Source organism: Sinosporangium album (assembly GCF_900100605.1).
Lineage (GTDB): Bacteria > Actinomycetota > Actinomycetes > Streptosporangiales > Streptosporangiaceae > Sinosporangium > Sinosporangium album.
In genome coordinates, this window is sequence record NZ_FNCN01000010.1 from 235,499 (window position 1) to 249,627 (window position 14,129).

The window sequence follows — 14,129 nt, forward strand, 5'->3', positions numbered from 1 at the left end:
GCACGTGTGGTGCAGCATCGCCGGCGGGGGGTTCGGCGGCCGGAACATCTGCCGAGCGTTCCGGCAATGGTGATCATTGGAACACGGCGCATGTGCATCCCCCCAGCGGAGCACCCTTCACAAGGGAAGGGTTCCGACGGACTTTAGGGCTTTCATAGCGATTTGCGAGGTCATCTTGTCCAAGCCCGGCAGTCGTCCGAGCTTCTCCAACCGGACGCGGCCGAACGCCTCCATGTCGGCCACGGCGACGCGCAGGACGTAGTCAGGTCTGCCGAACATGCGCAGGCATTCGATCACGTCGTCGATCTCCATGACGGCCTCCTCGAATGCCATGACGGTTTCAGCGTCCTGCCCCACCAACTCCACAAAAACGACTACCTGGAATCCGCGCCCCACCGAGGCGGGATCCACCACTGCCCGGTATCCAGTGATCACTCCAGCTTCTTCCAGGTTACGGACCCGACGTAAGCAGGGTGAAGGGGTGAGGCGGACTCGCTCGGCGAGTTCAAGGTTGCTCATCCTGCCCTCGACCTGGAGGAGGCGAAGGATTGCGCGATCTGTGGCATCCATAGCAGTAAATTCTATGACAACCCCCCCAACCTTCAAATATCAGCATCACGTGCCATTAGGTCTGACATAACCTTGCTCTATTCCCGCAACGCGCCGGAATATGCACAGGAACAGGGTGGCGACGATGACGATCTCTGAAGCCCGCGAGGTCACCGTCGAGGACAGGTACCTCCTCCCCGAGGGACGCATCTTTCTGAACGGCACCGGAGCCCTGGTCCGGGTGATCCTCGACCAGATGCGCGCCGACCGGACCGCGGGGCTCGACACCGCGGCCCTGGTCTCCGGCTATCCCGGCTCCCCTCTCGGTGGTTTCGATCTTGAGCTTTCCCGATCCCGCCGCCACGCCGAACCGCTCAACGTGGTCCACAAGCCGGGGCAGAACGAGGAGCTCGGCGCCACCGCCGTCTGGGGCAGCCAGCTCGTGCCCTCCCTCCCCCGCCCGCGCCACGCCGGCGTTCTCGGCGTGTGGTACGGCAAGGCCCCGGGTGTCGACCGCGCCGCCGACGCCCTGCGCCACGGCAACCACGTGGGAGCGCACCCGAACGGCGGCCTGATCGCCCTGTGCGGCGACGACCCGACCTGCAAGTCCTCCACCCTGCCCTCGGCCAGTGAGAGCCTGCTGGCGGCCTTCGGCATGCCGGTGGTCTACCCGGGCAGCGTGCAGGAGCTGCTCGACCTCGGCCGCCACGCGATCGGCCTGTCGCGGGCCAGCGGCCTCTGGGTCGCGATCAAGGCCGTGAGCGACGTCGTGGACGGCACCGGCACCGTCGAGGTCGGGCCGGACCGGGTGGTGCCCGTGATGCCGGAGGTGGAATTCCAGGGCCGGCCGTACCGGCACGTCCCCAACGGCACGCTGCTCGCGCCCGCGTCGATCGAGATGGAGCGCACCCTGTGGGGCCCGCGCGTCGAACTGGCCCGCGCCTACGCCAGGGCCAACAACCTCAACCAGGTCACCGTGAACGCGCCCGGCGCGTGGCTCGGCGTGGTCGCGGCGGGGGCGGCCTACTACGAGATGCGGGAGGGGTTCCGCAAGCTCGGACTCACCGACGACGGCCTGCGGGCCCTCGGCATCCGCCTGCTCAAGATCGGCATGCTGTGGCCCCTGGAGCCGGAGGTGATCCGGGACTTCGCCGGCGGTCTGGAAGAGCTGCTCGTCATCGAGGAGAAGGCCTCCGTCCTGGAGACCGCGATCAAGGAGGTCCTGTACGGCACCGCCAACGCGCCCAGGGTCGTCGGCAAGCTCGACGAGACCGGCAAGCCGCTGATCCCGGCGACCGGCGGCGTCGACGCCGACCAGGCGGCCCGCGCCTTCGGCGCGCGGCTGCGCCGCAAGGGCCTCGGCGACCACGTCGCGCAGGGCCTCAAGCGCCTGTCCCGCCCGGCCCCGCTCACTCTCCTCGGCTCCCCCAAGCGCACGCCGTTCTTCTGCTCGGGCTGCCCGCACAACCGCTCGACCGCGGTGCCGGACAACGCGCCGGTCGGCGGCGGCATCGGCTGCCACACCATGATCGTGCTGAACCCGGAGGGCAAGGGCGACTTCACCGGCATGACCCAGATGGGCGGCGAAGGCGCCCAGTGGATCGGCCAGGCGCCCTTCACCGACACCCCGCACATCTTCCAGAACCTCGGCGACGGAACGTTCCACCACTCGGGGTCGCTCGCCGTGCGCGCCGCCGTCGGGGCGGGCGTCAACGTGACCTACAAGCTGCTCTACAACAGCGCGGTCGCCATGACGGGCGGCCAGACCATCCAGCCGGCCCTGGCGGTGGCCGACCTGACCCGGTGGCTGGAGATCGAGGGCGTGCGGCGGATCATCGTCACCACCGAGGAGCCCGCCCGCTACAAGGGCGTCAAGCTCTCGCCGATCGCCGAAGTGCGGGACCGTACGGCGCTGCTCGACGCGCAGCGGGAGCTGGCCAAGGAGCCGGGCGTCACCGTACTCATCCACGACCAGGAGTGCGCCGCCGAACGGCGGCGGCTCCGCAAGCGGGGCAAGGCCCCGGACCCGGTCATGAGGGTGGCGGTCAACCAGCGGGTCTGCGAGGGCTGCGGCGACTGCGGGAAGAAGTCGGAGTGCCTGTCGGTGCTGCCGGTCGAGACGGAGTTCGGCAGGAAGACCGAGATCCACCAGTCGTCCTGCAACAAGGACTACTCGTGTATCGAAGGCGACTGCCCGTCGTTCCTCACCGTCATCCCTGGCAAGAAAGGCAAGCAGCGCTCCGCCGTACCGGCCCCGCCGCACCTGCCGCTGCCCGCGCCCGCCGTCGACGGCTCCGAGTTCACCGTCAGGCTCGTCGGGATCGGCGGCACCGGCGTGGTGTCGATCGCCCAGATCCTCGGCACGGCGGCGATGCTCGACGGCAAGCAGTCGCGAGGGCTCGACCAGACGGGGCTCGCCCAGAAGGGCGGCACGGTGGTGTCCGACATCCGCATCTTCGACGGGGCGGAGGACAGAACGGCCAAGGCCGGCGCGGGCAGCGTGGACGCCTACCTCGCGCTCGACCTCATCGGCGCGACCGACCCCAAAAACCTCAAGGCGGCCGACCGCGACCGCACGGTGGCCGTCGTGGCGACCGGGCTGATGCCCACGGGCGCGATGGTGGTGGACCCGTCGCGGCACGTCACCGACCTCGGCTCGCCCATCGCGGCGCTGGAGTCGCGGACCCGGCGCGAGCTCAACGTCTTCTTCGACGCCGAGGCGCTCGCCCAGGAACTGTTCGGCGACCACATGCCGGCCAACACCCTCATCGTCGGCGCGGCCTGGCAGCGCGGGCTGATCCCGCTCAGCCTCGACGCCATCGAACAGGCCGTCCGCCTGGGCGGCGGCAAGAGCGCCGAACGCACGCTCGCCGCGTTCCACTGGGGGCGTGCCGTGGTCTCCGCGCCGGAGGCCGTACAGCGCCAGACCGAGCGGCCCGCGCCCGTCGCCACGGCGACCCCGGACGAGCTCGCGCTCATCGACGGGGTCGGCGCGGCGCCGGACGGCGAACTGCACCGGCTGCTCATGGTCCGCGTGCCGGACCTGGCGGCCTACCAGAACATTCGGTACGCGGCCAGCTACGCGTACGCCGTACGGGCCGTGCTGGAGTCGGAGCGGGCCGCGCTCCCCGGCGGCGGCACCGCCGTCACCGAGGCGTACGCGCGGCATCTGCACAAGTTGATGGCGTACAAGGATGAGTACGAGGTCGCGCGCCTCCACCTCGACCCCGCCGAGCGCGCCCGCATCGCCGCGGAGTTCGGCCCCGAAGCGAAGGTCGCGTACAACCTGCACCCGCCTTTCCTTCGGGCGCTCGGCTACAAGCGCAAGATCCGGCTCGGCCCGTGGTTCGACCCGGCGTTCAAGGTGCTGTACGGCATGCGCGGGCTGCGCGGCACCGGGCTCGACCCGTTCGGCCTGGCGGGCGTGCGCCGTACGGAGCGGGAGCTCGTTAGGGAGTACACCCGCGATCTGCACCGCGCGCTCCGGCATCTCACCCCGGACACCGCGGAGCGGGTGCTCGAAGTGGCCGACCTGCCCGACGTGATCCGGGGCTACGAGGACATCAAGCTCGCGGGCGTCGCCGCCTACCGGGAGCGGGCCGCCACACTGCTCTCGACACTGAGCGCGCCGACCGCACCCTCCGCACCCGGCTCGCCCGCCGCGCCCGCTGCGGAAGCGGCGCCCCAGGCAGGAACGTGACAGGCGTTCCGCAGACTCCGGTGGCCTGAAAGACGCCGGCCGAGGGCCGGGCGGTGACTCTGACCGCCCGGCCCTCAGCGTGTCCCCATTGGGGGGTCTGGAGGGGGCCGACGGCGCTCTTGCCGACTCCTCCGAGCCCGCTGATCACGGCGACGGAGGGCTCTGGCGAGGGCTCGGCGAGGATCGCGTCGAGGGCGGCCAGTTCGGCGCCGCGGTTGACGAAGCCGGCGGGCATCGGGGGAAGCTGCCCGGGGATGCCGCCCGGCGGGGGCGGCGGAGCGCCGATGGTGACATGACCGATGTCACGGGCTTGGACGCCGCCGCCTACGACATGTCCCGATATTTCGTTGCTCGTGCTCGGATTGTCAGGTGACCCAGCCACGGGTCAGCAGCGTTCCGCGCGGATAGCGCTTTATGCAAGACGGTAACTAGGCTAGGAGTGATCTCCGCGACCGCAGACGGCCGAGGCTGAAAAGAGGTTCATATGGACCCGACCGCACTTGCCGCAATTGTCTCCGCATTGATCGGCGGAGTCGCCGGGGAGGCGGGCCGGAGCGCGTGGACGTCGCTGGCGACGCTCGTGCGCCGCCGGTTCGGCGGCGAGTCCCGGGCCGTGGCCGCCCTGGAGAGCGCGGAGAGCGCGTCCGACGCCGAGGAGATCACCGGCATCCTGGTGGAGGAGGCGCAGGCCGACCAGAGGTTCGCCGAGGAGCTCGCGTCCTGGGCCAGGCAGGCCGGCGCGGTGGTCCACCAGCGCCAGGAGGTCACCAACACCATCAGCGGCGACGCGCGCATCAGCGGGCCTGTGATCCAGGCGGGCAACGTGTTCGGCGGCATCCACCTCGGCGGCCCCGACAACCGCTGACCGCGGCCTCCAGACCAGGCAGGAGCAGGCCGCACGGCCCCCCGGCCAGGCGGGCACTGACCACGCGCCCCTCGAACCGACGGCACCTGGCCTCGCGGCCTCCGGACCAGGCGGCAGCAGCCCCCACAGCCGTGGAAGGGCACCCCGCCGCGGGCAACAGAAAGCGGGTAAGCCGCTTTCTCGTTCCACGGTTATCAGGGTCCCCCACAACATCTGTGGAAGACGGGCCCAAATGTCCCGACTATCGTCGGATCTGCATCTCCGACGGATGGGACGTGCTTTTATGCAGCAGCGAATCCGTACCGCCCTGGTGACCGGAGCTTCAAGCGGCATCGGCGAGGCTTTCGCCCGCGAACTCGCCCGGCGCAACTGCGGCCTCGTCCTTGTCGCCCGGCGCGCGGAGCGCCTCCAAACGCTGGCAGGGGAACTGCGGGAGCGGCACGGCGTCGACGCCGAGGTGCTGGCCGCCGACCTGCTCGACCGCGACCGGCTCGGGGCCGTGGAGGAGCGGCTGAGCGACCCCGACCGGCCGATCGACCTTCTGGTCAACAATGCCGGCGCTCTGACGTCGGGCTTCTTCTCCGCGCTGCCCCTCGACGAGGAGCTCTCCGAAATCGAGTTGAACTCCGTGGTGCCGCTGCGCCTGACCCACAAAGCGCTGCCGGGAATGCTGGAGCGGGGTCACGGGGCCATTCTCAACGTCTCGTCGATCGCCGGTGAGGCGCCGGCGCCGTACAGCGCGACCTACAGTTCGACCTACGCCTTCCTCACCGTGTTCGGGCAGAGCCTGCACGCGGAGGTGAAGCGCCACGGCGTCACCGTGACGACCCTCCTGCCCGGGTTCACGAGCGGCCCCGGCGAGGTCCCCGTCGGCGGCGCCGCCGCGAGCGGCGACGGCCCGAACGGGCAGACCGGCCAGACCGGCCAGACCGGTGAGACCGGTGAGACCGGTGAGACCGCGAACGGCGAGTACGGCACCGCCATACGCGTCCAGCGGGCCGACCGGGTGGTGCGCGACGCCCTCCGCGCCCTCGCCGCCGGGCATCCGCTGTGCATCCCGGGAATACGCAATAAGTCCTCGGCGGCCTTCGCCCGGCTGGCCCCCAGGAGGGCGCTCCTGTCACTGATGGAGACCGTGCGGGCTCCCGCGGAAAGCGGGTGAGGAGGCCGATGACCGCGCCGCTCCCGCTGCTCGGCCCGGTGATGCCGGGCGTGTGGCGCATCGATCCGAGCCGCAGCCGTGTCTTCTTCCGCATGCGCCACTTCACGCTGCGCTGGGTGCGCGGCTCCTTCTCCCGATTCGGCGGGGAGATCTCCGTGTCCGAGGACATCCCGCGGTCGACGGCGACGGGCTTGATCGACATGGCGTCGCTGGACACCGGCGACGCCGCCCGCGATGAGTTCCTCCGGTCGGAGAACTTCTTCGACGTCGGAACCTTCCCCCACATGGTTTACACCTCGCGCCGCATCAGCGGCGGCGGCCGGGAGCTCACCGTGGACGGCGAGCTGACGCTGCGCCGGAGCACCGCGCCGATCCGGCTGAAGGTCCGGTGGCGGGGAGACGGGAAAGCCGGCCCGGGAACGAACGGGGACCGGCCCCGGCTGTTCCTCGCCGCGGTCGGTCAGGTGGACCGCGAAAGCCTCGGCGTCGTCATCAACACGCCGATCATGGGCAGCCGGGCCGTGCTCGGCAGGACCGTCCACATCGGCATCCGGGGCGAGGCGGTCCTGCTCGACTGAACCGCCTCGCCCCGTCCGCGCCCGCGGGCGCTAGTCGTCGCCCACGTCCACGATGCCGCCCGTCTGGTGGGCCAGCAGCCGCCTGTACTCGCCGCTCGTGCCCGCCAGCTCGTCGTGGGTGCCCTCCTCGGCGACCCGGCCCTGCCGCAGCACGATGATCCTGTCGGCGGAGCGGATGGTGGACAGCCGGTGCGCGATGAGGAGGGTCGTACGGCCGTGCCGTACGTTGCGGATGGCCGCCTGCAGCGCCTCCTCGTTCTCGGCGTCGAGGTTGGAGACCGCCTCGTCGAGGATCAGGACGGGCGAGTCCCGCACCAGCGCCCGCGCGATGGCGATGCGCTGGCGCTGGCCCCCGGACAGCTGCGCCCCCCGCTCGCCGCACAGCGTGTCGTAGCCGTTCGGCAGGCCGGCGGCGAACTCGTCGACGCGGGCCTGGCGTGCCGCCTCCCGCACCTCCTCGTCGGTGGCTTCGGGGCGGCCGAGGCGGATGTTCTCCATCACCGAGCGGTTGAACAGGTAGACGTCCTGCGGCACGACCGAGACCAGGTCCCTGACGTGGCTCTGCGGGAGGTCCCTCAGGTCGGCGCCGCCGATGCGTACGGCTCCGCCGTTCACGTCCCAGAAGCGCATCAGGAGGTGGGCGCAGGTGGACTTGCCGGCGCCGGAGTGGCCGACCAGCGCCACGGTCTCCCCCGGGCGGATCTCGAACGTGCAGTCCGACAGCGCCGGGGGACGGTCCTCGGTGTAGGTGAACGACACGCCGTCGAACTCCACGTGGGGTGAGAGCGGGCCGTCCGGCGGCTCCGCGCTCCGGTCGACGACCTGCGCCCGCTGCCGCGTCACGGCGAAGATCCGCTGGGAGGCGGCGCGGATCTGCCCCAGGGAGCGGGCCGTCCCGGTGACCTCGATGACCGGTCCGAAGGCGCTGACCGCCAGGACGACCACGGCGGGCAGCATCGCCATGGGCAGGTCGCCCTGCGCGACAAGGCTCGCGGCGAGCACGAGGACGGTGGTGAGCCCGCCCGCCACGAGCGCGTCGGTGGCGGCCTGTTCGAGGCCGGCGCGCCTGCCGTACGCGAGCTGCCTGCGCTGCAGGGCGCGGGTGCGCTCGCCGAGCCGGTGGAGGTAGTCGGTGCCGCGGCCGAAGGTCACGAGCTCCCGCAGCCCTTGGACGCCGTCGACGACCTCGGCGCCGAGCACGCCGAGTTCCTCGCGCAGCCGCCTGCCTTGGGCGTCCGCCTGCCGCGCCAGCCACACGGGCACGGTGGCGAGCAGGATCAGGAACACCGCGACGGCGAGGGCGGGCATGGGGTGGAACACGAAGAGTACGCCGGTGGCGCCGACCGCGACCAGCGCGGCAACCACGTAGTCGAGCACGGTGTGGGCGTAGAACCACTCGGTGGTCTCCACGTCGGCCATCACGGTGCCCGCCAGGTCGCCGGTGCGGCGGCCCAGCAGGTAGCCGGGGGCGCGCCGCTCCAGGCCGTCGAAGAGCCGGATGCGCAGGTCGGCCAGGAGCCGGTAGGCCAGGTCGTGCGCCACCCACATCTGCCACCAGCGGGCGAGGGCCGCGGCCACGACGGTCGCCAAGAGCAGGACGACGGGGGTGGTGAGGGCGTCGGCCGGGGACGCGCCCGTGACGGCCTCGCCGACCAGCCAGGCGCCGAGGGCGGCCGAGGCCACCCCGAAGCCGTGCGACAGCAGGCCGGACAGGATCGTCAGCACCACCAGGGCGGGGTGGCGGAACACGAGCGGGACCAGGGACAGGATCGGCCGCCGGCTGGCGCCCGGGTCGGCGGGCTCCCGCCGTACGTCCACGGCGGCGGGCACGGTCTGATCGCTCACGGTCTGGTCGCTCGCGGTCTGGTCGCTCGCGGCCTGGTCGCTCGCGGCCTGGTCGCTCGCGGCCTGGTCGCTCGCGGCCTGGTCGCTCGCGGTCTGGGGGCTCACGGTCCGGTCGTTCACGCGGTCACCTCCTGGGCGGCGACGAGCCTGGCATAGTCGCCCTCGCGGTTCATCAGTTCGCTGTGGCCGCCGACCTCGCGGATGACGCCGTCGCGCATGAGCACGATCCGGTCGGCGTCGCGGACCGTCGACAGCCTGTGGGCCACGATCAAGGTGGTACGGCCGGCGGCCACGCGTTCGAGCGCCTCCTGGATGAGGGACTCGGCGGCGCCGTCCACGCTGGAGGTCGCCTCGTCCAGGATCAGGATCGGCGCGTCCTTGAGCAGGGCCCGGGCGATGGCGATGCGCTGCCGCTGCCCGCCGGACAGGTTGAGGCCGCGCTCCCCCACGGCGGTGTCGTAGCCGTCGGGCAGAGCGGAGATGAAGTCGTGGATGTTGGCGGAGCGGGCGGCGGCGACCATCTCCTTGTGGGTCGCGTCGGGGCGGCCGAGCCGGATGTTGTCGGCGATGGTGCCGGTGAAGAGGTAGGTGTCCTGGGCGACCACAGCCACGTTGGCGCGCAGGTCGTCGAGGGAGACGTCGCGCAGGTCGACGCCGTCGATCGCGATCGCGCCCTGCTGGAGGTCGAAGTAGCGCAGCAGGAGCGCCACCAGCGTGGTCTTGCCGGCGCCGGAGGGGCCGACGACGGCGACGGTCTCGCCTTCGGCGATGTGCAGGGTGAAGTCGCGGACCGCCGGGTCCTTCCGGTCGGGGTAGCGGAAGGTGACCCCGTCGAAGGTGACCCGCGGGGCCGAGCGTCCGCGCGGGAGCGGCACCGGGGCGGTGGATTCGGCCACCAGGGGCGCCTCCTCCAGCAGCTTCTCGATCTCCTTGGAGGACGAGATCCCCTGATATCCGGCGTGCCAGAACTTCGACAGGTCGCCCAGCGGGCGGAAGCACTCCCGGGCCAGCAACATCACGAGCAGGAGCGTCAGCAGGTCCACCGAGCCGGCGGCCAGCCGCAGCGCGCCGACGCCCACGGCCAGGGCCGGCCCGGCGAGCAGGCCCAGCGTGGTGACGCCGCTGTCGACGAGGGAGACGCCGAGGTGCTTCATGGTGGCGTGGCGCAGGTCCTCGGCGCGGGTCTTGAGGGTGGCGCGTTCGCGGCCCGCGGCGTTGAACGCCTTGAGCGTGGTCATGCCCTGCATGACGTCCAGGTAGTCCGAGCTGAGCCTGCCGTACGCCCCCCAGTGCTTCTCCCCGGTGCTGGCCACCAGCCGGTCGAGCAGCCTGGGCCCGATCAGCACCACCACGATGAAGACGGCGATCAGCAGGACGGAGAGCGGGTCGCGGGTCGCCAGGTAGGCGAGGATGCTCAGCGGGCCGAGCAGGCAGATCGCGGCGGTGGGCAGGTAGCGGCTGTAATACGCCTCAAGTGCCTCCACCCCGTCCACCAGGACCGTCCGCACGTCGCCGCTGCGCCGCAGGGTGAGGTAGCCGGGGCCGAGCGCGAGCAGCTTGGCGAACAGCCGCGCTCTGACCCGTTCCTTGACGGCGTGGGCGGTGCGCTGCGCGGCGGTCTCGGCCAGGAGCAGCAGCACCAGCCGTACGGCGACCGCCGCGGCCAGCCCCACGAGCAGTCCGACGCTTGACTCGATGCCCTGCCCGGTGAGCAGGCGGGCGAGGATCTGCGCGACCAGCAGCCCCTGCGCGATGTAGCTCGCGGTGACGGCGAGCCCCAGCAGGATGTTCAACGCGAGCGGTCGGCGTATATCGCCTGCCAGGGCCAGCAGGCGGCGATGCACCATCATGTCGCTTTTTCTCCTCCTCCTCATATGAGTCGCGTGAAGCGGGCGACGCCATGGCGCGCGTCATGCCGGTCATGCCGGTCATGCCGGTCATGCCGTCAGGCCGGTCAGGTCGTCATGTCGCCTCCGACAGGCGTCCTTGGGCCATGCGGAACACACGCCCGGCGAGCGCCCGCAGCACGCGCTCGTCGTGGCTGACGACGACCAGGGCGGTCCCGGCGTCGGCGCATTCGCGGAGGAGGCGCACGACCCCGAGGGCCGAGACGGCGTCCAGCGCGCTGGTGGGCTCGTCGGCCACCACGACGGCGGGCTCGGCCGCGAGCGCCCTGACGACGGCGACCCGCTGGCACTGGCCGATCGACAGCTCGGTGGGGGTGGCGTCGATGTCCACGCCGTCGAGCCCGACCGCGCGGAGCCGTTCGGCGGCGATCGCGCGGCGTTCGGCACGCGAAGGGCGGCCGGCCCGGAAGAGGCGGGAGGAGCCGGAGAGCGTGAGCGGTTCGGTGATGCTCCGCCATATGGGCCAGCGCACGTCGAGCGCGGTGAACGGGTCCTGAAATATCGGCATCACGTAGCCGGGGCGGAGCTTCTGCCTGCGGGCCGTGCCGTACCTCCGCGACCAGGCGGGCCGCCCGTCGAGCAGGACCTCCCCGCCGTCGGGCGGATCGACCGCGGCGAGCATGCGCAGCAGCGAGGACTTGCCCGACCCGGACCTGCCGTACACGCCGATGATCTCCCCGGGCCGCACGGCCAGGTCGACTCCGTCGACCGCCCGCACGCGCCGCCGCCCGAGCGCGTAGGTGCGGGAGACGCCCCTGGCCGCGAGTACGGCGGAGGCCCGCCCAGGCGTCGCCGTACGCTCCCCGGCCAGGACCGCGGCTGCGGCCGGGCTGTGGGTGGCCGACGCCACCAGTTCCCTGGTGTACGGATGGCTCGGATTGGCGAGCACGTCCGCAGCCGCGCCGATCTCGACGATGCGCCCCTCGCACATCACGGCGACCCGGTCGGCGTGCCGGGCCACGAGCGGCAGGTCGTGGCTGATCAGCAGGAGGCTCTCCCCGGCCGCCCGGAGTGAGCGCAGCACGGACGCCGCGAGATCTGCGTCGAGCGCGCTGGTCGGCTCGTCGGCGACGGTGAGGTGCGGCCGGTGTACGACCCCGGCGGCGATGGCCGCGCGCTGCAGCATGCCGCCGCTCCACTGGTGGGGCCGTTGGCGCAGGCGCGCTCCCGCGCCGGGGATGCCCATCGCGGCGACGGCCTCGGCGACGGCGGCCCGCCCGGGCCCCGGGCCGTGGACCCGCCACGCCTCGGCCACATGGTGGCCGACCGTACGCAGCGGGTCGAACGCGACGAAGGGGTCCTGCGGCACGTATCCCACGGCCCTGCCCCGGATGTGTCTCAACTCCCCGGGCGACGCGCCGACCACCTCGACACCGCCGACGCGCGCCGAACCAGTGCAGAGCGTGCCCTGCGGCAGCAGGCCGAGCAGGGAGTGGGCGACGCTCGTCTTGCCGCAGCCGGACTCGCCGACCAGGGCCAGGGTTTCACCGTGGTCGACGGTGAAAGCGACACCGCGTACGGCGTGGCGGCCGTCGGGGTAGCACACGTGGAGGTCCTCGACCGTGAGGGCCCGGGCCGTCATCGCGCCCTCCTCGGGTCGGCCGCCTCCGCCGCCGCCTCGCCGAGCAGGGTCACCGCGAGGATCACCAGCACGATGGCCGCGCCGGGGCCGAGCAGCAGCCAGGGCGCGTCGGCCATGTGGGTGCGGGAGTCCGACAGCATCGCGCCCCACTCGGCGGCGGGGGGCTGCACGCCGAGCCCGAGGTAGGACATCCCGGTGATCGCCACGATGGTCTGGCCGACGTCCAGCGCGCCCACGGCCACGACCCGCGTCACCGCGCCCGGCAGCAGGTGGGAGGTGGCCGCGCGCATCCGGCCCGCCCCCGCCAGCCGCGCCGCCAGCACGTCCGGGCGGTCCCGCCCAGCCAGCACGTAGGCCCGCGCGAGCCGCGCGTAGGGCGGCCACGTGGTGAGGACCAGCGCGATCAGGAGGTTGCCGAAGCCCGGCCCGAGCATGCCGAGCAGGGCGAGGGTGAGGACCAGGCCGGGCAGCGCGAGCGTGATGTCGACCGCCCTCATGGCCACCACGTCGACCATGCCGCCGAGCATGCCCGCCAGGCACCCCACGGCCAGTCCGGCGGCAAGGCTGAGGGCGAGCACGAGCAGCGCCGCCTCGACGGAGCGCCGTCCGCCGTCGAGGATGCGGGCGAGCTGGTCTCTGCCGTACTGGTCGGTGCCGAGGGGGTGTTCCAGGCTCGGGGGCGCGAGGAGCCGCGCCCAGTCCGTCGCCTGCGGGTCGTACGGCACGAGCAGCGGCCCGAGGTAGATCGCGATCGTCGTGAGGGCGAGCACCGCGAGGCCCACCCGCGCGTCGCGCCTGCGGCGGAGCCGGGCGAGCACCCCGCGGGGAGTCGCGCCTGGGGAAGCGGGCTGCGGCGGGCGTATCGCCGTCTGCGGCATCTGCAGCGAGGTCACAGCCGGCCTCCGCTCCGCAGCCGGGGGTCGACGAGCGTGGTGCAGACGTCGGTGAGCAGGCTGACCGCTACCCAGGCCAGGCTCATGGCCAGCGCGAACCCCTGCACGACGGGAAGGTCTCTGGCGTTGATCGCGAGCACGATCTCCTGGCCCATCCCGGGCCACGAGAAGACGTTCTCCACCACGGCTGACCCGCCGAGGAGGAACCCCACCGTCATCGCCATGACGGCCAGGAACGGCACCAGCGCGTTGGGCAGCGCGTGGACGAGGACGACGCGCATCCTGTGGGAGCCGCGGGCCAGGGCGACGGTCACGTAGTCGGACCGGAGCGCGTCGAGCAGGCCGCCGCGCAGCAGCCGCGACCAGCGGGCGATGGGATACGCGGCCAGCGCAGCCGCCGGCATCCACACGTGCGCCCAGCTTCCGTCGGTGATGACCGATCCGACTCCCATGCGGATCACGACGAACTCGACCATCAGAAGGCTGAGGATGAAACTGGGTACGGCGGCGCCGAACAGCGCGGCGTAACGCCCCGACACGTCGGGCCACCGCCCCGGCCATCCCGCTCCCGCGATGGCCATGGGCACAGAAACGGCGAGCGCCAGCAGCACCGTCGCCGCCATGAGCCTGACCGTCGCGGGCAGCCGTCCCGCGAGCACCTCGGTCACGGGCGCGTTGAGGCGGGTGGAGGTGCCGAGGTCGCCGCGTACGGCGTCCGCCAGCCAGGTGACGTACTGCACGGCGAGCGGCCGGTCCAGCCCGAGGTCGGCGCGGACCCGCTCCAGTTGCTCGGCGGTCGGGGCGGCCACGTTCTGCGACTGCAGGTGGCGGCGGGCGGGGTCGCCGGGCGTCAGCGGCAGCAGCCCCCACACGACCACGGTCGCGAGCAGGGCGGTGATCAGCGCCTGCGCGACGCGCCGCGACAGCGCCCCGACCAGCCGTACGGCGCCTTTCCGCCGGGAGCCGCCGGGGTTGGCGGCCTCCGCGGGCGGCCAGGCCGCGGCGGGGCCGGGCGGGGTGGGGCAGGGCGGGGTGGGGCAGGGCGGGG

Annotated in this window: 11 protein-coding genes; 5 read left to right on the forward strand and 6 right to left on the reverse strand. The window is 72.4% G+C overall.

The genetic code is table 11. The annotated features are described in order from the left end of the window. Positions 1–117: 117 nt before the first annotated feature. A complete protein-coding gene (locus BLQ73_RS13195) occupies positions 118–570 on the reverse strand; it encodes an Lrp/AsnC family transcriptional regulator (RefSeq protein WP_093170715.1) in 453 nt (150 codons plus the stop codon). A 124-nt stretch (positions 571–694) separates the two neighbouring features. On the opposite strand from BLQ73_RS13195, the gene BLQ73_RS13200 reads away from it, so the two are divergent. The 5 genes from BLQ73_RS13200 to BLQ73_RS13220 all read left to right on the forward strand — a co-directional run bounded on the left by BLQ73_RS13200 (position 695) and on the right by BLQ73_RS13220 (position 6,854). Further along, complete coding sequence (locus tag BLQ73_RS13200; RefSeq protein WP_093170716.1) at positions 695–4,249, forward strand: indolepyruvate ferredoxin oxidoreductase family protein; 3,555 nt, start codon at positions 695–697, stop codon at positions 4,247–4,249. Positions 4,250–4,337: 88 nt separating this feature from the next. Beyond that, positions 4,338–4,622, forward strand: coding sequence for a hypothetical protein (locus tag BLQ73_RS13205; protein WP_093170717.1), 285 nt, complete (start codon positions 4,338–4,340; stop codon positions 4,620–4,622). A gap of 111 nt (positions 4,623–4,733) precedes the next feature. Continuing rightward, positions 4,734–5,114 (forward strand): hypothetical protein, encoded by a 381-nt coding sequence (locus BLQ73_RS13210; RefSeq protein ID WP_093170718.1) that lies wholly within the window; start codon positions 4,734–4,736, stop codon positions 5,112–5,114. A 283-nt stretch (positions 5,115–5,397) separates the two neighbouring features. Beyond that, on the forward strand, positions 5,398–6,276 hold the full coding sequence (locus BLQ73_RS33420; RefSeq protein WP_093170719.1) for an SDR family NAD(P)-dependent oxidoreductase: 879 nt from the start codon (positions 5,398–5,400) through the stop codon (positions 6,274–6,276). Positions 6,277–6,284: 8 nt separating this feature from the next. Next, positions 6,285–6,854 (forward strand): YceI family protein, encoded by a 570-nt coding sequence (locus BLQ73_RS13220; RefSeq protein ID WP_093170720.1) that lies wholly within the window; start codon positions 6,285–6,287, stop codon positions 6,852–6,854. A 30-nt stretch (positions 6,855–6,884) separates the two neighbouring features. On the opposite strand, the gene cydC is transcribed toward BLQ73_RS13220, so the two are convergent. From cydC to BLQ73_RS13245, 5 genes are all read right to left on the reverse strand, one after another. Then, on the reverse strand, positions 6,885–8,819 hold the full coding sequence (gene cydC, locus BLQ73_RS13225) for a thiol reductant ABC exporter subunit CydC (RefSeq protein ID WP_218125829.1): 1,935 nt from the start codon (positions 8,817–8,819) through the stop codon (positions 6,885–6,887). After that, positions 8,816–10,549 (reverse strand): thiol reductant ABC exporter subunit CydD, encoded by a 1,734-nt coding sequence (cydD, locus tag BLQ73_RS13230; RefSeq protein ID WP_093170721.1) that lies wholly within the window; start codon positions 10,547–10,549, stop codon positions 8,816–8,818. Before cydD ends, cydC begins: the two co-directional genes overlap by 4 nt. 112 nt (positions 10,550–10,661) lie before the next feature. Beyond that, positions 10,662–12,188 (reverse strand): ATP-binding cassette domain-containing protein, encoded by a 1,527-nt coding sequence (locus BLQ73_RS13235; RefSeq protein ID WP_093170722.1) that lies wholly within the window; start codon positions 12,186–12,188, stop codon positions 10,662–10,664. Beyond that, positions 12,185–13,081: an ABC transporter permease gene (locus BLQ73_RS13240; RefSeq protein ID WP_218125830.1), complete on the reverse strand. Its 897-nt coding sequence runs from the start codon at positions 13,079–13,081 to the stop codon at positions 12,185–12,187. Before BLQ73_RS13240 ends, BLQ73_RS13235 begins: the two co-directional genes overlap by 4 nt. Next, positions 13,078–14,129: ABC transporter permease (locus BLQ73_RS13245; protein WP_093170723.1), on the reverse strand; the 1,052-nt coding region annotated here is incomplete at its 5' end. The genes BLQ73_RS13245 and BLQ73_RS13240, both read right to left, overlap by 4 nt.